At 71.6% G+C, this 19390-nt stretch carries 24 protein-coding genes and 1 tRNA gene; 3 read left to right on the top strand and 22 right to left on the bottom strand.

Features of this window, described 5'->3' with window-relative positions; translation table 11 throughout:
• Positions 1-84: 84 nt before the first annotated feature.
• The 8 genes from KIT14_12670 to glnT are packed head-to-tail and all read right to left on the bottom strand — an operon-like array spanning position 85 to position 9067.
• A complete protein-coding gene (locus KIT14_12670; protein ID MCW5891387.1) occupies positions 85-558 on the bottom strand; it encodes a hypothetical protein in 474 nt (157 codons plus the stop codon).
• Positions 551-3325, bottom strand: a complete 2775-nt coding sequence (locus KIT14_12665; GenBank protein ID MCW5891386.1) for a (2Fe-2S)-binding protein — start codon at positions 3323-3325, stop codon at positions 551-553. The genes KIT14_12670 and KIT14_12665 overlap by 8 nt, the downstream gene beginning before the upstream one ends.
• Entirely contained in the window at positions 3322-3567 is a 246-nt protein-coding gene (locus tag KIT14_12660; GenBank protein ID MCW5891385.1) for a sarcosine oxidase subunit delta, read from the bottom strand. Before KIT14_12660 ends, KIT14_12665 begins: the two co-directional genes overlap by 4 nt.
• Positions 3568-3569: 2 nt before the next feature.
• Positions 3570-4820 (bottom strand): FAD-dependent oxidoreductase, encoded by a 1251-nt coding sequence (locus KIT14_12655; protein ID MCW5891384.1) that lies wholly within the window; start codon positions 4818-4820, stop codon positions 3570-3572.
• Positions 4817-6172, bottom strand: a complete 1356-nt coding sequence (locus tag KIT14_12650) for an FMN-binding glutamate synthase family protein (GenBank protein ID MCW5891383.1) — start codon at positions 6170-6172, stop codon at positions 4817-4819. Before KIT14_12650 ends, KIT14_12655 begins: the two co-directional genes overlap by 4 nt.
• Positions 6173-6177: 5 nt before the next feature.
• A complete protein-coding gene (locus KIT14_12645) occupies positions 6178-6852 on the bottom strand; it encodes a protein glxC (protein MCW5891382.1) in 675 nt (224 codons plus the stop codon).
• Positions 6849-7733, bottom strand: coding sequence for an amidophosphoribosyltransferase (locus KIT14_12640; GenBank protein MCW5891381.1), 885 nt, complete (start codon positions 7731-7733; stop codon positions 6849-6851). The genes KIT14_12645 and KIT14_12640 overlap by 4 nt, the downstream gene beginning before the upstream one ends.
• Positions 7733-9067: a type III glutamate--ammonia ligase gene (gene glnT, locus KIT14_12635; GenBank protein ID MCW5891380.1), complete on the bottom strand. Its 1335-nt coding sequence runs from the start codon at positions 9065-9067 to the stop codon at positions 7733-7735. The genes KIT14_12640 and glnT overlap by 1 nt, the downstream gene beginning before the upstream one ends.
• 160 nt (positions 9068-9227) lie before the next feature.
• On the opposite strand from glnT, the gene KIT14_12630 reads away from it, so the two are divergent.
• Positions 9228-9300 (top strand) — tRNA-Thr (locus tag KIT14_12630).
• 109 nt (positions 9301-9409) lie between these two features.
• Here the strand turns inward: KIT14_12630 and KIT14_12625 are convergent.
• From KIT14_12625 to KIT14_12600, 6 genes are read right to left on the bottom strand one after another with little or no spacing between them, the layout of a single operon-like run.
• Positions 9410-10702: a site-specific integrase gene (locus tag KIT14_12625; GenBank protein ID MCW5891379.1), complete on the bottom strand. Its 1293-nt coding sequence runs from the start codon at positions 10700-10702 to the stop codon at positions 9410-9412.
• A 4-nt stretch (positions 10703-10706) separates the two neighbouring features.
• Positions 10707-10898, bottom strand: a complete 192-nt coding sequence (locus KIT14_12620; GenBank protein ID MCW5891378.1) for a helix-turn-helix domain-containing protein — start codon at positions 10896-10898, stop codon at positions 10707-10709.
• The gene (locus tag KIT14_12615; GenBank protein ID MCW5891377.1) at positions 10895-11266 is read right to left on the bottom strand and encodes a hypothetical protein; all 372 of its coding nucleotides are present in this window, start codon (positions 11264-11266) and stop codon (positions 10895-10897) included. Before KIT14_12615 ends, KIT14_12620 begins: the two co-directional genes overlap by 4 nt.
• On the bottom strand, positions 11263-12954 hold the full coding sequence (locus KIT14_12610; GenBank protein ID MCW5891376.1) for a hypothetical protein: 1692 nt from the start codon (positions 12952-12954) through the stop codon (positions 11263-11265). The genes KIT14_12615 and KIT14_12610 overlap by 4 nt, the downstream gene beginning before the upstream one ends.
• A 3-nt stretch (positions 12955-12957) precedes the next feature.
• A complete protein-coding gene (locus tag KIT14_12605) occupies positions 12958-13224 on the bottom strand; it encodes a hypothetical protein (protein ID MCW5891375.1) in 267 nt (88 codons plus the stop codon).
• An 8-nt stretch (positions 13225-13232) separates the two neighbouring features.
• Positions 13233-13376 carry a hypothetical protein gene (locus KIT14_12600; protein ID MCW5891374.1) on the bottom strand — a complete coding sequence of 48 codons (144 nt, stop codon included), beginning with the start codon at positions 13374-13376 and terminating at the stop codon, positions 13233-13235.
• A gap of 105 nt (positions 13377-13481) precedes the next feature.
• On the opposite strand from KIT14_12600, the gene KIT14_12595 reads away from it, so the two are divergent.
• Positions 13482-13796, top strand: coding sequence for a hypothetical protein (locus KIT14_12595; protein ID MCW5891373.1), 315 nt, complete (start codon positions 13482-13484; stop codon positions 13794-13796).
• A 6-nt stretch (positions 13797-13802) separates the two neighbouring features.
• On the top strand, positions 13803-14123 hold the full coding sequence (locus KIT14_12590) for a hypothetical protein (GenBank protein ID MCW5891372.1): 321 nt from the start codon (positions 13803-13805) through the stop codon (positions 14121-14123).
• Positions 14124-14126: 3 nt separating this feature from the next.
• Here KIT14_12590 and KIT14_12585 read toward each other — a convergent pair whose 3' ends face one another.
• The 8 genes from KIT14_12585 to KIT14_12550 all read right to left on the bottom strand — a co-directional run bounded on the left by KIT14_12585 (position 14127) and on the right by KIT14_12550 (position 18897).
• Complete coding sequence (locus KIT14_12585; protein MCW5891371.1) at positions 14127-14408, bottom strand: hypothetical protein; 282 nt, start codon at positions 14406-14408, stop codon at positions 14127-14129.
• A gap of 189 nt (positions 14409-14597) precedes the next feature.
• A complete protein-coding gene (locus KIT14_12580) occupies positions 14598-14918 on the bottom strand; it encodes a hypothetical protein (protein MCW5891370.1) in 321 nt (106 codons plus the stop codon).
• A gap of 4 nt (positions 14919-14922) precedes the next feature.
• Positions 14923-15090, bottom strand: coding sequence for a hypothetical protein (locus tag KIT14_12575; GenBank protein MCW5891369.1), 168 nt, complete (start codon positions 15088-15090; stop codon positions 14923-14925).
• Positions 15077-15265 carry a hypothetical protein gene (locus KIT14_12570; GenBank protein MCW5891368.1) on the bottom strand — a complete coding sequence of 63 codons (189 nt, stop codon included), beginning with the start codon at positions 15263-15265 and terminating at the stop codon, positions 15077-15079. Before KIT14_12570 ends, KIT14_12575 begins: the two co-directional genes overlap by 14 nt.
• On the bottom strand, positions 15262-16509 hold the full coding sequence (locus KIT14_12565; GenBank protein MCW5891367.1) for a hypothetical protein: 1248 nt from the start codon (positions 16507-16509) through the stop codon (positions 15262-15264). Before KIT14_12565 ends, KIT14_12570 begins: the two co-directional genes overlap by 4 nt.
• Positions 16506-16976 carry a helix-turn-helix domain-containing protein gene (locus tag KIT14_12560; protein ID MCW5891366.1) on the bottom strand — a complete coding sequence of 157 codons (471 nt, stop codon included), beginning with the start codon at positions 16974-16976 and terminating at the stop codon, positions 16506-16508. The genes KIT14_12565 and KIT14_12560 overlap by 4 nt, the downstream gene beginning before the upstream one ends.
• Before the next feature lie 41 nt (positions 16977-17017).
• Positions 17018-18412 (bottom strand): hypothetical protein, encoded by a 1395-nt coding sequence (locus KIT14_12555; GenBank protein MCW5891365.1) that lies wholly within the window; start codon positions 18410-18412, stop codon positions 17018-17020.
• An 89-nt stretch (positions 18413-18501) separates the two neighbouring features.
• Positions 18502-18897, bottom strand: coding sequence for a hypothetical protein (locus tag KIT14_12550; protein MCW5891364.1), 396 nt, complete (start codon positions 18895-18897; stop codon positions 18502-18504).
• Between the last annotated feature and the right edge of the window lie 493 nt (positions 18898-19390).

Here is a 19390-nt window from a genome sequence, read left to right as displayed (position 1 = left end):
GGGAATCGACCGGATATCGGCGCGCGCGCGGCCGGACTTGAGGGTTTTCCCGGATGTCAGGCTTTCCGTAGGGTTCGCGGCGCGTCAGGGGGCGGCGTCGAGGAGCGCGTGCCAGAGGTAGCGGGCGTACGAGCGGTCGACGAGGAGGAGGTACGAGGGCGTGCCGTCGAGGTCGTCGCGGACGACGTCGGTGGGGACGCCCGCCACCGGGGCGCGGAAGGCGGCGCCGTGCGGGGTGACGGCGTCGCCCAGGTCGATCGCGCAGACGGCGCGCAGCACGGTCTCGGCACGCGGCCCGGTCAGGCGGAGCGCAGCGTAGAAGTGCGTCAGGTCGACGCCCGCCGCCGCGCCGAGGACGAGCCACTGGCCCGGCGCGGTGCCGACGACGAGCGTGCCGCCGGCGTCGCGGCGGGCGCGGCCCATCGGCACGTCGTGCGCGCCGCTGCGGGCGTGCACCAGCGTCGCTGCCACCTCGTCCGCAGCGCGCAGCTCGAGGCCGTCGCGCACGTAGGCCGGCTCGGTGATCGCGCGGCGGGCGATCGGCGCCCACTCAGCCACGCAGCCGCTCCCCCGACGGATCGAAGTGGGACAGATGCTCGGTCACGCGCGCGCCGATGCACCGCCCGCCCGGCAGCCGCACCTGCACGACGGTGCCCACGAAGGCGAGGTGCGGCGCGACGTAGCCGAGGCAGACGGCGCGGTGGAGCGTCGGCGAGAAGCGGCTCGAGGTGATGCGGCCGACGATGCGGCGCTCGCCCTCGACGATCTGGCTCGCCTCGACCGGCACCTCGGTCGGGTCGAGCGGCTGCAGCGCGACCAGGCGCGCGTAGTCGTCGCGCCCCTGCTGCCAGCGCAGCTCGGTCGCGCCGGCGAAGTCGTCCTTGTCCAGCTTCACGAGCCCGCCGAAGCCGGCGGCGAAGGCGATCGTCAGCCCGTCGGTGTCCTGGCCGACGATCGCGTGCCCCTTCTCGAGCCGCAGCACGCGCTGCGCCTCGACGCCGAAGGGCCGCACGCCGAGGTCGCGGCCGACCGCGAACAGCGTCTCCCAGACGTGGAGCCCGTACGACGCCGGCACGTGCAGCTCCCAGCTGGTCTCGCCGGTGAAGCCGATGCGCCAGAGGACGCAGCCGTCGACGCCGGCGACGCGGCCCTCGCGCACCTGCATGTAGGGGAACGCGAGATCGACGCCCTCGACCACGCGCCCGAGCAGCGCCCGCGCCTTCGGCCCGGCGACGTTCATGCTGGCGTACGCCGCCGTGCAGGGCGTGAGCGCGACGTCCCAGTCGGGGTGCGCGGTCTGGAGCCACATCTCGAGCCACTCGTAGACGGTGCCGGCGCCCGACGACGTCGTCGTCATGAGCCAGCGTTCCTCGGCGAGACGGCCGGTGACGCCGTCGTCGAGCACGACGCCGTCCTCGGCGCACATGACGCCGTAGCGCACGCCGCCGACGGGGAGCTGCGACCACTTGTTCACGTAGACGAGGTTCAGGAGCTTCGGCACGTCCGCGCCGCGGAGGTCGATCTTGCCGAGCGGCGTGACGTCGATGACGCCGACGCCCTCGCGCACGGCGCGCACCTCGCCGGCGGGGTCGCCGTAGTGCGCGGGGCGGATCCACTGCCCCGCGACCATCGGGATCGCCGCCTGCGCCTCGTGCCACGGCTGCATCGGCGACACCCGCACGGGGTGGTGCGGACGGCCGGCGAGCGCACCGAGCGTCACCGGGACGTAGGGCGGACGCCAGGTGGTGGTGCCGATCTCGGCGATCGGCGTGCCGACCGCGCCGGCCAGCACGGCGACCGTGCTCATGGTCTCGAGCTTGCCCTGCGCGGGGCCCATGGTCGCCGTCGTGTAGCGCTTCACCAGCTCGACGCCGTCGTAGCCCTCGTGCGCCGCGGTGACGACGTCCTTCGAGCCGACGTCCTCGGAGAAGTCGACGAAGCCGTGCGTGCGCGCCTGGAAGAGCGCCGGGTGCGGATCGCGCTGCAGCAGCGTGACGGGGTCGGGCATGCCGCCCCGCGCCTGCACCGCCGCCGCGCGGCCGACGGTCTCGCCGTGCGCGACGAGCTCGTCCAGCGTGCCGTCGCCGGCGAGGCCGCCGGTGACGAAGACGTCGTCGGGCAGACGGCCGCCGGGAACGAAGCGTGCCGCGCGAGGGTCGTAGACGGGCCGGTCGCCGGCCATGTTCAGCAGCAGCGTCTGCGCCGTCCAGCCGACGGCGGTGACGAGGAGGTCGCACGCGAGCGTGCGGCCGTCGGCCAGCTCCACGGCTTTGACCGCGCCCCGCCCGGTCGCGCGCACGACGTCCTCGCCGCGGCGCGCGTCGGCGACGGCGACGACCTCGACGCCGGCGCGGCGGAGGTCGTCGATGGCCGCGTCGCCCTCGGCGTTGGCGGTCAGCACGACCGCGCGCGCGCCGGGCTTCACCGCCCACAGGTTCACCAGCCGGCGCACGGCGGTGGACAGCATGACGCCCGGCAGGTCGTTGCCCGCGAAGACGTACGGCCGCTCGATGAGCCCGCCCGCGACCACCAGCGCCTTCGCCCGCGCCCGCGTCAGCCGCTCGAAGACGCCCGGCACGCCGCGCTCGACGATCCCGAGCCAGTTCTGGTCCCAGCGCCCGGTGACGACGGCGTCGGCGAGGACGGTGATCGACGGCCGCCGCGCGATCGCGTCCCGGAGCGGCGTCGGATCGCCGGCCCAGCGCAGATGGCCGCCGAGCTCGGGCTCCTCCTCGACCAGCAGCACGCGTGCGCCCGCGTCCGCCGCCGCGATCGCCGCGGACATCCCCGCCGGACCGCCGCCCGCGACGACCACGTCCGGATGCAGGAAGCGATGCGCGAACCGCTCCGCCGGCTCCCGGCGAGCGACCCGCCCGCCGGGCGCGAAGCCGCGCAGCACGCGCTGGTACGCCGGCCACAGCGCCTCGGGCGCCATGAACGTCTTGTAGTAGAAGCCCGGCGGCAGGAAGCGGCCGAGGAGCTGGTTCACGGCGCGGAGGTCCCAGCGCAGCGACGGCCACACGTTCTGCGCCCGCACGTCGAAGGCGACGCCGACCCGCCGGTGCGCGCCGCGAACGTTGGGCTCGTCGCCGACCTGCACGAGACAGCCCGGGTCGTGGTAGGTCGCCGAGAGAACGCCGCGCGGCCGGTGGTACTTGAAGCTGCGCGAGAAGACGCGCTCCCCCGCCGCCAGCAGCGCCGAGACGATGGTGTCGCCGCGGTAGGCGAAGCGGAGCTGGCCGTTCCACGTGAAGCTGAAGGCGTCGCCGCGGTCGACGACCTCCCTCGGCTGCGGGCCGAGGCGCATGGGCATGGGGGGCGTCATGCGGACACGGGGCGCGTCGCGTTGGTCGTCGTGTCGCGCTCGATCTGGAAGAAGCGGCGGCAGCCGGCGCGGTGGTACCAGCCCTCGCGCACCCAGCCGGCGAGGTTGCGCTTCTCGTAGAGGTACGCGCGCCACTCCGCAGGGGTCGCCGCATGCGGGTCGGGGCGCGGCTTGGCTTCGCCCATCCAGCGGAACTCGGAGGCGTTGCGCGGGCCGCAGTGCGGGCACGGGACGAGCAGCATGGTCAGTGGCCGACGGCGGCCGCCCCCTTCTCGCCGACCAGGCGCCCCTCGGCGAAGCGCGATAGCGCGAACGGCGCGATCAGCTCCGGCGTCCGGCCCGTGGCGACGAGCGCCGCCATCTGCTCGCCCGAGACGGGCCCGGCCTTGAAGCCGTACGTCCCCCAGCCGACGTCGACGTAGAAGCCGCGCACCGGCGTCTCGCCCATGACCGGCGAGTAGTCCGGCGTCATGTCGCACAGCCCCGCCCACTGGCGCAGCAGGCGCACCATGGCGATCGACGGGATCAGCTCGAGCACGTGGCTCGCCAGCTCCTCCGTGAACTCGAGCGTCCCGCGCATCGAGTAGGCCGCGAACGGGTCGACGCTGGCGCCGAAGACGAGCTCGCCGCGGTCCGTCTGGCTGACGTAGACGTGCAGCGTCCCCGACACGACGACGCTGTGGAGGAACGGCTTCACCGGCTCGGTCACCGCGGCCTGGAGCGGGTGCGTGACGATGGGGAGGCGCACGCCGGCCATGTCGGCGATGGTCGTCGCCCAGCCGGCGGTGCAGTTGACGACGCGCTCGGTGGCGATCGTGCTGCCGTCGGCGAGCCGCACGCCGGTCACGCCATCCGAGCCGACGTCGATGCCCACGACCTCCGTCTCCTGGTGGATATGGACGCCGAGCGCGTCGGCCGCGCGCGCGTAGCCCCAGTTGACCGCGTCGTGGCGGATGATGCCGCCTGGCGGGTGGTAGAGCGCGCCCAGGATCGGGTAGCGGCGGCGCGGCGAGCAGTCGAGGTAGGGCTCGATCGCGGCGACGTCGCGCGGGCCGATCACCTTCGAGTCGACGCCCTCCAGCTGGTTCACCTGCGCGCGCCACTGCATGGTGCGCAGCGCGCCGTCGTCGTGCGCCAGCGTCATGTGGCCGCGGCGCGCGAACATGACGTTGAAGTCGAGCTCGCGCGCCAGGTGGCGGTAGAGCTCGAGCGAGCGGTCGTAGAAGCGCACGCCCTCGGGCGTCAGGTAGTTCGAGCGCACGATGGCGGTGTTGCGGCCCGAGGCGCCGCCGCCCACCCACGCCTTGTCGACCACGGCGACGTCGGTGACGCCGTGGTTCTTCGCAAGGTAGTAGGCGGTCGCGAGCCCGTGCACGCCGGCGCCGATGACGACGACGTCGTAGCTGCGCCGCTGCGCCTGGCGCCGCCACGCGCGCGGCCACTCGCCGCCGGTGAGCCCGCGGCGGAGGAGCGACCAGGCCGAGTAGCCCTTCACCAGCCGCCGGGCTCCGAGCTGCGGCGTCCGGGGATCCAGCTCGTGCCCGCGAGCGGCACGCCCGCCATCGCCGCGGCCTCGACGGTCAGCGCCACGAGGTCCTCGCGTTCGAGATGGTGCACGTTCGACTTGCCGCAGGCGCGCGCGAGCGTCGTCAGCTCCATGGTGAGGACGTTGAGGTAGTTGCGCAGGGCCCGCGCGCCTTCCGTAGGCTCCAGCCGCAGCTCGAGTGACGGGTCCTGCGTCGTCACGCCGACCGGGCAGCGGCCGCTCTGGCAGTGGTGGCAGTAGCCGGGCTCCGTGCCGAGCTTCGCGTAGTCGGCGCTCACGTCTTCGTGCGTCCCCCCGTCGAGCGGCCTCGGCGCGTTGCAGCCGAGCGCCATCAGCACGCCCTGCCCGATCGACACCGCGTCGGCCCCGAGCGCCAGCGCCTTCGCGACGTCGGCCCCGGTGCGAATGCCTCCCGAGACGACCAGCTGCACCTCGCCGTAGACGCCCATCTCCTCGAGCGCCTCGACGGCCTGACGCACGGCGGGCAGCGTCGGGATGCCGGCGTGCTCGATGAACACCTGCTGCGTCGCCGCGGTGCCGCCCTGCATGCCGTCGACGACGACCACGTCGGCGCCCGACTTCACCGCCAGCTTCACGTCGTTGAAGACGCGCGACGCGCCGATCTTCACGTAGATCGGCACCTGCCAGTCGGTGATCTCGCGCAGCTCGACGATCTTGATCGCGAGGTCGTCGGGCCCCGTCCAGTCGGGATGGCGGCACGCCGAGCGCTGGTCGATGCCGGCGGGCAGCGTGCGCATGGCGGCGACGCGCTCGGTGATCTTCTGCCCGAGCAGCATGCCGCCGCCGCCGGGCTTGGCGCCCTGCCCCACGACGACCTCGATGGCGTCGGCCTTGCGGAGGTCGTCGGGGTTGAAGCCGTAGCGCGACGGCAGGCACTGGTAGACGAGCGTCTTCGACGACTCGCGTTCTTCAGGCGTCATGCCGCCGTCGCCGGTGGTGGTCGACGTGCCGACGGCCGTCGCCGCGCGCCCGATGGCCTCCTTCGAGCGCGCCGACAGCGCGCCGAAGCTCATGCCGGCGACGGTGATCGGGATCGCGAGCTCGATGGGCTTCTTCGCGTGGCGTGTGCCGAGCACCGTCTTCGTCGTGCAGCGCTCGCGGTAGCCCTCGAGCGGATAGCGTGACATCGACGCCGTCAGGAAGACGAGGTCGTCGAAGTGCGGGACGCGGCGCTTCGCGCCGAGGCCGCGGATGTCGTAGACGCCGTGCTCGGCGGCGCGCTGGATGTAGGCCAGCACGTCCGGGCCGTAGAGGCTGTTCTCCTCGCGCCGGATCGCCACGTCGCTCAGTACTCCTGCTGCGCGTCGGCGTTCCAGTGATACAGCGTGCGCGCGGAGGCGACGCGGCGGAACCGCGCGGGGTCTTCGGCCAGGCCGGCCTTCGCGAGGAGCGCGCGCACGACGACGACGTCCGCCTCGGTCATCTCCTCTTCCTGCGCGTCGGCACCGAGGCTCTTGATGCCGCCGCCGACGTAGATGACCGCCTCGTAGAGCGAGTCGCCGAGGCTCGCGCCGGCGTCGCCGCAGACGACGATGCGCCCCGCCTGCGCCATGAAGCCGCTCGCGTGCCCGACGCGCCCGCCGACCACGACGTCGCCGCCCTTCAGCGAGATGCCGCAGCGGGCCGCGGCGTCGCCCTCGACGACGAGGAGCCCGCCGTGCATCGACGCCCCCGCGCACTGCGAGGCGTTGCCGCGCACGCGCACGAGGCCCGACATCATGTTCTCGGCGACGCTCGACGCCACGCTGCCGTGGACGGTGATCGTCGCCTGCTTGTTCATCCCGCCGACGAAGTAGCCGGCGTGGCCGCGGATCTCGACCTCGCCGGGCCAGTCGAGCCCGACGGCCAGGTTGTGCGCGCCGCCGGGGTTCACGAGCGTGACGGACTCCATCGAGTCCCGATGATGGAGGGCGTAGTTGATCTCCCGGACCGAGAGCTGCTCGAGATCGAGGACCGTCAATTCGGGACCGTCCAGGTGTAGATGCGCTCCGGCTCCGGCTCGAAGACGTTCGCCGACGCGACGTCGGGCAGATGCGCCAGCGCCCGGAACTCCGACGCGATCGCCACCCACGAGTCGGTCTCCGCGATGACGGCGGGCTTGCAGGCGAAGGCGTCGCGGACGAGCGTCAGCGAGTCGCCGGTGCCCATGACGAGCGTGTAGAAGCCGTCGAGCTCGCGGAACGCGACCTCGAGCGCCTGCTCGAGCGAGTCGCCGGCGCGGAGCCGCCACTCGATGAGGCGGCAGGCGGCCTCGGTGTCGTTGTCGGTCTCGAAGGCGACGCCCTCCGCTTCGAGCTTGCGGCGCAGCATGTTCGGGTTCGACAGCGAGCCGTTGTGGACGAGGCAGAAGTCCTCGCCGGCGGTGAACGGATGCGCGCGCGCCGGCGACACGGCCGACTCCGTCGCCATGCGCGTGTGCCCGACGGCGTGCGTGCCGCCGAGCACCGGGAACCGGTAGCGCTTCGCGATCGCGCCCGCCGCGCCGACGTCCTTGTAGACGTTGATGCGCCGTCCGGCCGACAGGAGGTGCAGCGTCGGATCGTACTCGGCGAGCCAGCGGCGGAAGTCGGGCGCGGTGCCGGCGAGCGAAACGACGGCGTGGTTCTCGATGGCCTCGACGGACGCGCCCAGCGCCGTCGCGAGCTCGCCCCACGGGTAGTCGCGGCGCGGCGCGAAGACGTTGAAGCGGCGGAGCGCCCCGGTCGTGGGCTCGCCGAAGACGGCGAGGCCGCCCGAGTCGGGCCCGCGCTCACCCATCGTCTCGAACATGCCGGTCACGAGCCGGCCGAGCTCGGCGCGCCGCGTGCCGTCCTTCAGGAGAAGGCCGACGACGCCGCACATCAGTAGAACTCCAGGTACCGCCGCAGCTCCCAGTCGGAGACGTGGCGGTGGTAGTCGACCCACTCCATCCGCTTGATCGTCACGAACTCGGAGAGGAAGTCGGAGCCGAGCTGCTGCGCGAAGAGCCCGTCCGCCTCGAGCGCGTCGAGCGCCTCGGCGAGCGTCTGCGGCAGCACGCCGACGCCGCGCTCGCGCAGTTGCTCGGGCGACAGGCGGTAGTGGTTGATGTTGTGCGGCTCGCCCGGATCGAGCTTGCGCTCGATGCCGTCGAGCCCGGCGGCAATGATCGCCGACGCCGCGAGGTACGGGTTGGCGCTCGAGTCGACGAGCCGGACCTCGAGCCGCCCGTACGGCACGCGGACCATCGAGGTGCGGTTGTTGTCGCCGTAGGAGATGTAGGCCGGCGCCCAGGTGGCGCCGGAGAAGCTGCGCCCGACCACGAGCCGCTTATAGGAGTTGACCGACGGCGCCACCAGCGCCGCCAGCGCCGGCGCGTGCGCGAGGAGCCCGCCGAGGAAGTGGTAGGCGAGCTGCGACAAACCAAGGTTGCGCTCGTCACCGTCGTCCGCGAAGAGGTTGCCGGTCTTCCCGTCGGACAGCGAGAGGTGATGATGGAGTCCGCTGCCGGTGCGGTCGCTGAACGGCTTCGGCATGAACGAGCAGACGGCACCACACTGCCGCGCGATCTCGCTCGCCGCCATGCGGAAGAAGACGATGCGGTCGGCGGACGTGAGGCAGTCGGAGTACGAGAAGTTCACCTCGAACTGCCCGTTCGCGTCCTCGTGGTCCACTTGGTAGACGTCGAACCCGACCTTCTGGAGCGCCTCGACGAGCTGCTCGATGAAGGCCCGGCTCCGGAAGAGCCCCTTGTAGTCGTAGCAGGGCTTGTCGAGCGCGTCGGACGGGTCGGCGCAGACGACGGTCCCGTCGGGCAGCCGGTTCAGCAGCATGAACTCCGGCTCGATCCCCGAGTCGAGCGTCCACCCCTTCTCCGCGAGCCGCGCGATCTGCTTCTTCAGGATGTGCCGCGTGTCGAGCGGCCACGGCTGCCCCTTCACGTACCCGTCGCAGACGATGCGCGCGTACCCCGGCTGCCACGGCACGAGGGAGAGCGTGGCGAGATCGCCGACGGCCATGAAGTCGGGATCGTGCGGCTCCTGCCCGAGCCCCCAGACCGCGAACCCGGCGAAGCCGGCGCCGCCCTCGAGCACGTCGCCCAGGTGGCTTGCGGGAACGGCCTTGGTCTTCGCGACGCCGTGGATGTCGACGAACTGCGCGAGGACGAAGCGGACGTCGTGCTCCTGCAGAAACGCTTCGGCCTGGGCCGGCGTCATGACGCCGGGTCTCGGTGGGGTCATGCGCGGGGCCTCCGGGGCACTCTGGGTCGGATCACCTGGGCGCCGGAAATGGCGAAGGGGGTGTACCTCGTCAAGGAGCCCTGCGCGGGTTGCCCGGCTGTGGGCCGTCGGCTATGAGACGCGGCTCGCGCGGTCTGCCACCCTAGCTCAGTCGGTAGAGCAACTGATTCGTAATCAGTAGGTCGCCGGTTCGACTCCGGCGGGTGGCTCTTGAAATTGCTGACGTTTTCTCCGTCGCCTGCTAGCAAAGTTATCTTTCAGTCACGGTTCAGTCACTAACACACCGCGTCAGCGGGGAGCGGTCAGGATCTTCTGGCCTCACGTTCTGCCCTGACCGTGACTGACCGCCTCCGCGCCGTCGTCGTCGAGGCAGTCGTTGCCGGTGGCGTCGACCGCCGGCAACCACGAGCCGTACGTGTCGCTCGTGAGCTTGATGCTCTCGTGTCCCAGCTGCTCTTTCACCCACTGGAGCGGCTTCTGTCCCTCCGACAGCAACAAGCTGGCGAACGTGTGGCGGAAGCAATGCGGCGTGAAGTGTCGCGGAAACCGCGCGTCCACGGGCAGCCCGGCCTTCACGTCGGCCTCGTGCAACTGGCGCAGGACCGTCCGCATGACGCGCCGGACGTTGCTGTCATCGAACGTGCCCGCGCACGGGTCGTCGCCGTAGGTGCCCGGGTGGCGCTCGACGTAGAACAGCCACGGCGGCGTCACCGGCCAGCCGTGACGCAGCTTTTCCTTCGCGCGGTCGACCTCGAGCCAGCGCCGCAGGATCGTCGCGAGCTGCGGCGTCAGCCGCACCGTGCGCACGCCGTGGTCCGACTTCGGGGGGCCGATCGTCCAGGCGTCGGGTTTCCCCGGCACCTTGTGGTCCTTCACCTTCTCGCGCTCGACGCGCAGCGTGCCGGCGTCGAGGTCCAGGTCCACGACCCGCAGCGCGAGCGCTTCGTTGATGCGCAGGCCCGTGCGCGCGAGCAGCAGGAACAGCGGCGCCAGCCGCGGGGCCATCGCCTCGACGGCCGCGCGGAAGCGCGTGAGCTGCGGGCGCGTCATGGCCTTCTTCTTGACGGCGTTGCGGCGGGCCGCCGGCTTCGCCGCGAGCCCAAGTTCCGCGCCGAGCCGCGCAAACGGGTTCGCCGGGTAGATCTGGCTCGACACGGCGACGGCCGCGAGTTTCGAGAAGGTCGCCAGGATGCCGCGCACCGTGCTGTCGGCGTGCCGGGGACGCAGCGTCTTGCCGTCGCGGATCACGGGCGCCTTCCGCATCGTGAGGAGGAAATCCATCACCGTGCCCCGGTCCACATCGCGCATCGGCCAGCCCCGGAAGTGCGGCAGGATGTGCGCGTCGAGGTTGCTCGCGTAGAACCGCGCCGTGTTGCCGCGCCGCAGCTCGGTCAACGCCTTGAGCCGCTGCGCGACGACCTCAACCGTGCTCCCGGGGTCGATGCTCGGGCGCCCCATCGGCCGAGACTTCCTGCGTTGGTCCTCGTGGTCGTCGGCTTCCTGCTTCGTCGCGAACCACTTGGTCCGGCGCTTCAACGTGCCGTCCGGTTGGCGGTCGTACCACTCGTCCTTGAACGGCTTCCGCCGTTGGCCCTTGCCCTTCCTCACCATGCGATCACCTCCGGCGCCCACGCGGGCGCGGCTTGGGGGCGAGGAAGCCCACGAGGATCGCCAGCATCGGCGAGACACCGCGCTCGCCGCGCTCGATGCGCGCCACCGCGTTCGCCGTGAGGCCGACGCGCGGTGCGAACTCCCGCTGTGAGAGCCCGAGCCGGTGGCGAATCGTCCGCAGCTCCTCCCCAGTCATGACGTCGATATGCCATTGGCACATGACCCCTGGGAAGCCCCCCGGGCGAAGTTCCGCACGTCGCCCCGCCGGACCCGGACGTATTTCCCGACGTGCACGACCGGGAGCGCCCCCCGGCGCCGCAGGTCGCCGACATGGGAGGCCGGAACCGCCAGCAACCGCCCGACGGCCTCGTCGTCGAGGAGGTCGTCGTCGTCCCCGGCCAGCGCCACCACGGGCGGCACGCGCAGACGCGCAAGGATGCGCCGCTCAACGAGCGCCAGGCGGGCGTGCTCGGCGCTGGCGCGCTCGAGCACCGCGGGCAGCTCGGCGGCGTCGAGCTGGTCGACGCGACCGGGGTCAGCCTTCAGCGCCTCGAGGTCGGTCATGCGGCCCCACGATCGGCTGAAACAGACTCACCGGACTCACCAGACTCACTACGAGGGGGGGAGCCCTTGGCCGAAACGGACTCACTCGACTCACCAGACTCACTCGCAGGGGGGGCGGCCTCGGCCGGGACAGACTCACTCAACTCACGAAACTCACCCCGCACCGCGATCACGCGCCATCGCACCGCCCGCGCCTTGCGCCCGTGACGCTCGATCCGCAGAACGCCGAACACCGCGCGCTCGCGCTTCGACAGGGCATTGCCGAGCCGGCGGTCGAGGTTCCCGCGCCCGTCAAGCAAGTCGCCGGGCAGGAGGTCGTGGAACGGGTGCGAGGGGTTCGTGCGGAGATCGCGCAGCACCTCCGCGACGGTCAGGGCGCGGTCGCCATAGATATCTGCCCACGCCGCGAGGAGCGCTTCCCAGGCGACCTCTTCCTCATCGACGTGCTCGTAGAGCTCGTCCAGATTGCCGAGGAACCCTTCGATGCCCGCGTGCGCAAGGACGCCGCCGACGATCCGCACCCAGTCGTCAAATCCACCCAAGGTCGGCGTGCCCGCGACCGGACACCCGGCAGCCCACCAGCCCCGCGCCATCGTGAGGACGGCGGCGAGGAGCTGCCCGCGATGCCTGCGAACGTGGCCGAGGAGGTCGGCGTGACGGAAGCCATGGCGCTGCCACGGACGCGCGAGCTGCGCGTCGAGGCGGACCCAGTAGCTGCGTCGCGCGAGGTCGCCGCCCACGCGCAGGTTGTTTCCGGTGGCCATCCACGTGGCGCGTTGCGGCAGCGCCCTCGCCATCTCCGACTTGCCGAGAATGCGGTCCGACCACTCCGTCGTCGTCAGCGCCGCGGCGAGGCTCGGACTCGACAGCACGTGCTCCACGTTGTCGAAAAACAGGATCGTCGCGCCCTCGATCAGCGCCGCCGTGATCTTCTTCCGCCACTCCTCGTCGTCGCGCGGCGCGGTGGTGAGGTCGGTGCCAGTGCCGATGGCGATCGCCTCAGCGAGCTGCGCCAGAAGGCTGGCCCCGGTGCCCCGCTTCGGCTTGTCGAGGAGGCACAGCGGCACCGGTCCTGAAATCGCCGGGCGCAGAATCGGCGTCAGGATCAGCGCGAGCATGTTCGCGCGGCTCGCCTGGTCCACGAAGGGGAAGTCGACGAGGAGGTCGTCGATCAGCGCTCGCGCCGCCGCCACCTCCGCGGCCAACGGCTTCGACGGGATCGCCGGCACGATCAGCTCCGGCGTCGGCCAGTAGACGAGGCGCGTCTGAGGATCGTAGCCGGGGGCGTTGGCGACGGTGCCGTCGCGGCGCAGGACCGGGACGGTGGTGACGGCCTCAAGCGAGGGCACGTCCCAGCGGCCCAGGGCGACCAGATCCTGCACGACCTCGAACGGCGGCGGGACCGGCACGGCGGCGCCGCGCTGGGAGACGCGGAGGAACTGCGCCACGCGCTCGAGACGGTGCCGCAGAACGGGCTCGGAGATGCGCTCCACGAAGGGACGCCTTGTCTCGTCGGCGCGCACCCGCGCGAGGTGCCCGAACCGGCAGAAGAGGGAGGGCGGCGCATTCGCGGCGAGGAGCGCCGCGAGCGCATCGTCGGTGACCTCCCGCAGGGGACGGCCGTTGACGATGATCTCCGGCAGCGCGTTGTTCGGCGCGGCCTCCGGTGCTACCTGCGAAGTCGGCATCGTTCAGTTCCTCGACGCGGCCGCCCTGACCCGGCGGCCGTTGTCGTAGTAGGCGACAGCCCTCGCGCGGCGCTCCTCGCCGATGGCGTGGTCACGCTCCAGCAACCAGGGGAGATCGGGGTGGTGGTCGTCGTCGATCGCGCCGATCGCGGCCCCAACCCGCCACATCTCGCGGCGCAACTCGAGGTCGCTCATCGCCTTGAGGTCGTGATGATCGAGGCGGAGGTGGTCGCGATCGCTCCCGCACGCATTCGGCACTTCGTAGGCCATCGCCGACCTCACTGAGTGATCTCGGGGAGGTCCGGCTCGCGCAGAAGCCGGCGGACCGCGTGACGGATCAGCGCCGACACGGTCACGTCGCGGCGCTTCGCCTCCGCGGCCCAGCGATCGGCCTCGCCAGCGACGACCCGCACCTGAATCATCCGGCGCGTCAGGACACCTTCACTCGGCGCATCGTGCGTAGTCATGACGCTAGAAATACCCGCCCTTGACCGCACGTGCTGGAAGGAGTCTCATTTCAGAGAGGCATGGACTGGGTCGGCGGCACGGTGAAGGACTGGCTGGACGCGCTCGCGGCGCTCAACGGTGGCGTGTCGCCGGTCTCGAGGGCGACCCTCTTTCGCTGGTCGAAGGGGCCGTTCGTGCCGCCGACGTCCACCGTCCCCGGCAGCGGGCAAATGACGCGCGTGGAGTCCTTCGTTGCCTGCTACTCAGCGACCGTCGGCGAGGTCGCAGCGGGGCGCCAGGCTCGGGCCGCGGAAGCCCGCACGCGGCGCTGGCCGCAGACGGAGATCGCGCACCCGCCCGTCGGCGCGGCCGGGACGACGAGCCCCAGGTCGTAGGCCGCGGTGGACGTCGCCACGATCGTCACCTCGGCCGGCGTTGGCGCCCTCGTGGCGGCCGGCGTGACCTTCTTCAACGGCGCGCTCGAACGCCGCGCCCGGCGGAAGGAAGTGCTCCTCGCGAAGGCGATCGAACTGTCGCACGAGCGGATCAAGACCCTGATCCCCCTCGCGCGTGAGATGAAGATGAGCGCCGAGGTCCCGGACGGCGCCTTCCTCGCCGTCGTGTACTTCCGCTACCTCGAGCACCTGCTCGCGAAGGGCGAGCTGCCCCCCGACGTCAAGCCCGACTGGGAGGCATGGATGAAGCGCGAACAGGCGAAGTAGCAGCTACACCCGCACCCGTCGTCGGACTCGCGCGCGTCCGAGCCGGCGCCGCAGCGCCTGCGCGTCGTAGCCCAGGAGATCGCAGAGGTTCGCGTACGCATAGGGCCACGCGCGCGTCTCCGACCGGAGCCACCGCAGCGCGCCCCGATCCCCGCGGGCGGCGTCCTCGAGCGCCTGCCCCATCACGGCGCGGGCGAGCGCCCGTTCCGGACTATCGCCTCGGCCCGCCACGAGCTGCACCGGCAGCACCGCTTCCGCGCTGAACGCCGCCGCCTCGCCCGTCACGCGAACTCTTCGGCCCAGAGGATCGTGCGATCTCCCACATCACGACGGAGCCGCGGCCGTGCACGGAGGCTTCGGCCGACCGGCCGCTTCGACGCTGTGCGGAAACGCCCATAGAAAACTGTCATGCCACGATCCCGCACCGAGCGGCGGCAACGTGAAGCCGTAGTTGGGCGTCCCCACGCCGCGCCCTCAGAAGTACGGCGACGGCGTGATCGTGGCGGACATCGTGGCAGACACCGCGGCCGACGTCCGCACACGCACGCACGCGCCCAGGACGCGACCGGCGAACCACGCGCCCGCGCTCCCGCTGAAGGCGTCGGAGACGAGGCCGGTCCCGTCGTCCCGCGCGGCGGGCGCGAACGGCCCCGAGAGGACGTGCGCCCACTCGAGTCGCCATCCCAGTGCCGCGTGCGACGGAACGCCGAGCACGACACGATCGGCCGGGCGGTCGATCGCGAAGGCGCTCGACACCGACTGGCCCGCTGGGATCGTCGCAAAGATCACGGACATGGCGTCAGCCGCAGAAACCGTGCTCGGCCAGGAGCGCCGCGGCCTCCAGCGCCTTCTCCCGCGCGGCGCGCACCGCCGCGTCGGCGTCCACGTGAGTACAGGCGGCGTCGAGGAGCTGCAGCGCCTCCCTCAGCTTGCCGTGCGCCTGGACGGCGTTTTCATCGTGACGCATGGGGGTCCTCCTTGGTGCTGGTGCCGAGCGCCTGCACGGCGAGCCGGGCGACGCGAAGCTGCTCGTCGAGGGTCCGGCGGGCCGGTGGCGGCAACGTGCGCTCGAACGTGCGCATCGTCTCCACGGCCGAGAGCAGCGCCGTCAACGCGGCGCGCACGACGTCGTCGCGCGTCACGACGCACCCCCGAACGGCGACAACCGCGCCAGATACTCGCGCTCGGCCTGCGCCTCACGCTCCCGCCGCTCCGCGGCCTTGATCTCCGGTGCCTTCAGCCCCTCCGGCAAATGCCGGGCGAGCTGCGGGAAGCGACGGCAGCACGCGAGCGCGATCAGCTTGCGCCCCTCGGCATGCTCCCAGCGCAGCTTCAGCTCGTCGCCGAGCTTCGCGATGGTCTCGCGCAGCTCCGTCGGGATCGCGGGGACCGGCTCCGGCGGCGGCTGGTACGTCGAGCGCGGCCGGCCGACGTACTCTTCGTGCCACGACTCCGGCTGAAGATCGGAATACGCGGGATCGCTGGCGAGGAGCTTCTGTGCCGCCTGCCGGTCGCGCGGGTCGTTGAGGTTCATGCCGTTGTCCTGCGCGATGTAGCGCAGCGCGCGATCGACCTGGCGGGCCTCGCGCTCGGCCGGACGGAGGTCGGGGCGCTCGCGCAGCACGATCTCGACACAGCGGCGGCGCGTCGTGTCCGTGTCGGGCCAGCCGGACGCCGCGAGCTTCGCTTCGGCAAGGCTTGCGATCTCGTCGGACGGGTCCGGCAGGGGAGTCGGTCGGTCATTCGGCATGGCGTTCTCCTTCATCGCGAGCGGGGCGCCGCCGAGCACGGCGAAGGCGGCGGTCTGGCGCTCCTGCATCGACGCCGGGAGGGGCGCCGCATCCGCGCGCAGGACGGCGGCCGGCACGTCGTCGGCCACGAGGCGCAGGACGCGCGCGTACCGGGGCTCTCCGCTCTCGCGAAATCGCTTCCACGCGAGGTCCGCGACGGCCTGGTTTCCCGGCGAGACGGCGATGCGCTCGTGAAGCAGCACCGAGCAGAGGCAGTCGATGTCACCGCACGACGGGAGGTCGAGCCCGTGCAGGACGATGCTGCTCAACACCGGCCCGGCCGCGCCGGTCATGAGGTTCTTCGCCGCCGTCGTGTCGGACCAGGTCGGATAGAACTCGCCCCTCGCGCTCACGCCGCCGGCCGCGAGCGCGGCCTGCACCTTCGGCGGCACGCCGACGAGGTCCACGACGATCGTCGAGCGGTCCCGCGCCGTGACGTAGTCGACCCAGCCGATCGCGGCGTCGCCGTCGGACTGGCCGGCGAGGATCGGCGTCGCGCTCCGCGCGGGCGGCTGTATCCAGCGCCGGAGCGCCGAGAAATTGCGAGCAACGACGTAGGCGTCGAAGTCGCCCGTCAGGAGGCCGATCTGGATCACGACTTGCCCCCCTCGATCGCACGGAGGGCGACCGGCTCGGGCGCGGGCCGGCGCAGCGGGCCGGCGATCTTGCTCACGGTGGAACGGTCGCAGCCGCACGCCTTCGCGACCTCGCGGATCTTCACGCCGGACTGGCGCATGCGCCGGATGAGCGCGCGCGTCTGCGGGTCCAGGATCTTCTTGACGGCCTTCGGACGCTTCGGAGCCGGCGTGACTACCAGCACGTGCTCGAGGGCGACGCACAAGGGGTCGCCGCAGCGCGTGCGGAACTTCGCCCGTGCCGGGATGCGGCGGCCGGCAAGGAGTAGTGCCACCTTGCGGGCGGGCACGACGGTGCCGGCGTAGGTGAAGCGCGGGACGCCCTGGACGCGCATCCCGATCCAGCGCGCGCAGCCATCGGCGGCGGGCTCGACGAAGGTCGCAAAGCGCCGGGCGACATCGGGGCGCGTCTCCGAGAGCTTGGCCATGCCCATCGTAGTAGGTGGATGGGTCGGCCCCTGCACCACCGTCAGGGTATGTCGTCGATGTTCATCCACACCGGGAGGCCGGCACCCTCTTCGCGGATGTGCGCGACGGAGTCGGACGGACCGTAAACGTGCAGGAGGTCCGGCAGCGGTCCTTCCTCCACGAGCGGGAACGACGCACAGACGCCGCGCACCGCGACCGCGTGGTCCTGATGGACCTTCCCCTTATCCACGACCTTCGCGCCGCTCGGTCCCACCTCAACGGTCAGATTCAGTAGCTCCTCACGAAGACGCGCGTGGGGAAACAGAACGAGACTCCCGTTGCCGATGCGCTGCGCGAGCTGGGGCCACTCCTCCGCGTTGCTCTTCGGCGTCGGCGTGAACAACTCCACCGGCAGCCCGGTCGCCGCGAGCCGCTGCACGACGGCGATCCCCTGCCACGACTCGATGCGGATCTGCGTCAGGTTGAACTTCCGCGAGAGGTCGACGAGGGCGTGCTCAAGGGCCTCGATCTGGACGGGTTCCCGTTTCGAGCCCTGGAACGTCAGCAGGCGGTCGACGAAGACGACCATGCCCTCCTGGTGCCCGATCGCGATCACGCTGGGATCGTGCACGATGCCCACGTCGACATAGGCGCGATAGGTCCGGTCGGGATCGCCCTCCGTCTGCTCTCGCCAGCCCTGCTGTTGCGCGCGGTCGACGTCCTCGGCGCTCACGAAGGAGTCGGCCGCGTCGACCCACTGGTTCCCGTGCTCGCGCGCGAACTGCGCGGCCACCAGGATGCGCCGCTGGCGCTCCAGGAACGTCGGCGTCACCTTCGGCGAGAGGTTCTGCCCGCTCCACCACCAGAACACGCCGTCGTCGCCGCCGTCGGCGAGCACCTTGACCGTCCACAACGGCCCGGCCTGCCGGCGACCCACCGTGCTGATCACGATCATCAACGGGTCGTCGACCGACGCCTGACCCGCGAGGAGGCTACTGAACAGCTCGGTGTCTTTCGCCCATCCGATCTCGTCATAGACGACCAGTGTCGGGTGCCGCCCGCGGCTCGCGGTGTGCTCCCGCGTCGTCACCGTCCATCGCGAACCCGTCGCCGGAACCGACAGCCCCGTCGCGCCCACCTCGATCACGTCGGCCAGCGCCGGCACCGCGCGCACGATCTGCCGGGCGTGCTCGAGCACGACTTTCGCGCCGTCGTAGTCGAGGGCGGCGCTGATGATGTCCTGCGGCGGCGGGCCGCACAGGAGGCGCCAGAGCCCTACCAGGGCGCCGCCATAGGACTTCCCGTTGCCGCGGGGCACCGAGATGCCGGCGAGGCGATACTTAAAGCGCTGGTCGACGCGGGCGCACGCCTGCCCGAAGGCGTCGGCCTGCCAGTCGTAGAGCGTGAGGTCGAAGTGCCGGGTGAACGCGAGGAGGTCGTCGAGGATGGCTTCCATGGTGAGTTCGGTGAGTTGAGTGAGTTCCTATCGGCCGAGGGCTCCCCCCCCCTCGTAGTGAGTTCGGTGAGTCCGGAGGTGAGTTGTCTTCAGCCGGTGGCGGGGGTCGGCTCGGGATCGGGACGCTTGGTGTGGAGCGCTGCGAGCTGGGACGCGAGGTCGAGCTGCTTCGCCCGCCGCTCCCAGCCGAGACGGTCGAGGAGCCCGGCCAGCGTGGCCTGGAGGCGGTCGTGCTGCATCACGACGGCGAGGAGGGCGCCGTCCTGCACCGGCATCTCCTGCGCCAAGATGTACTCGCCGGTCGCCCGGACGATGACGGCTTTCTTGGCGATCTCCTCGATCAGGAGGAGCTGCGTCGGCGTCACCTCCGACGGCCCGCCGAGCTGCGCGATCAGCTCCTCACGCAACCGCCGGAGCGCGACGCCGACCTGCGAACGGTTGTCGATGGTGTCGAGTCGGACGGTGCGGAGGATCCGGGTGAGCATGGTACCGCCGTGCTGCGACGGTCGTCCCGGTGGGGCGCGGAAGGGACTCGCGCGCGAGCGCTTCGGCTTCGGTCCCGCGCCGGGCGAAGCGGCCTTCATCGCCCCGCTTCTTACGTGGATGGCCGATCCCGTGCCGATGGGCGGCCGACCGCTGACCGTGACTGGACCGCGACTGGCCCTCGCAACCACCTGTTCCCGCGTCGGTTTTCCGACGCACACTGATACCGGATTAACAGGTCAGGGGCCCGACGGCGGAGAGAATCTCCTTGGCCATCAGGAGCCGCCGCAGAACGTGGTCCGGGACCTCCACCACCTGCTGCTGATAGCCGGCCCGCACGGCCGGGTCCACGGCTCGACACCGACGGAATCAACAGGTCAGAAGGTCCGCCGGACCATCGGTCAGTCACGGTCCAGTCGCGGTGCGCGTCGGTGCTCGTGCATCCCGCTGCCTCGGACATTGCCCCAAGCCCCTGACTTCGCTACACACGAGCAC

This window comes from bacterium (assembly GCA_026129405.1).
Classification (GTDB): Bacteria; Desulfobacterota; Binatia; order DP-6; family DP-6; genus JAHCID01.
Note: the sequence above shows the minus strand (reverse complement) of the source record. Positions and strands in the feature narration are given on the sequence as shown.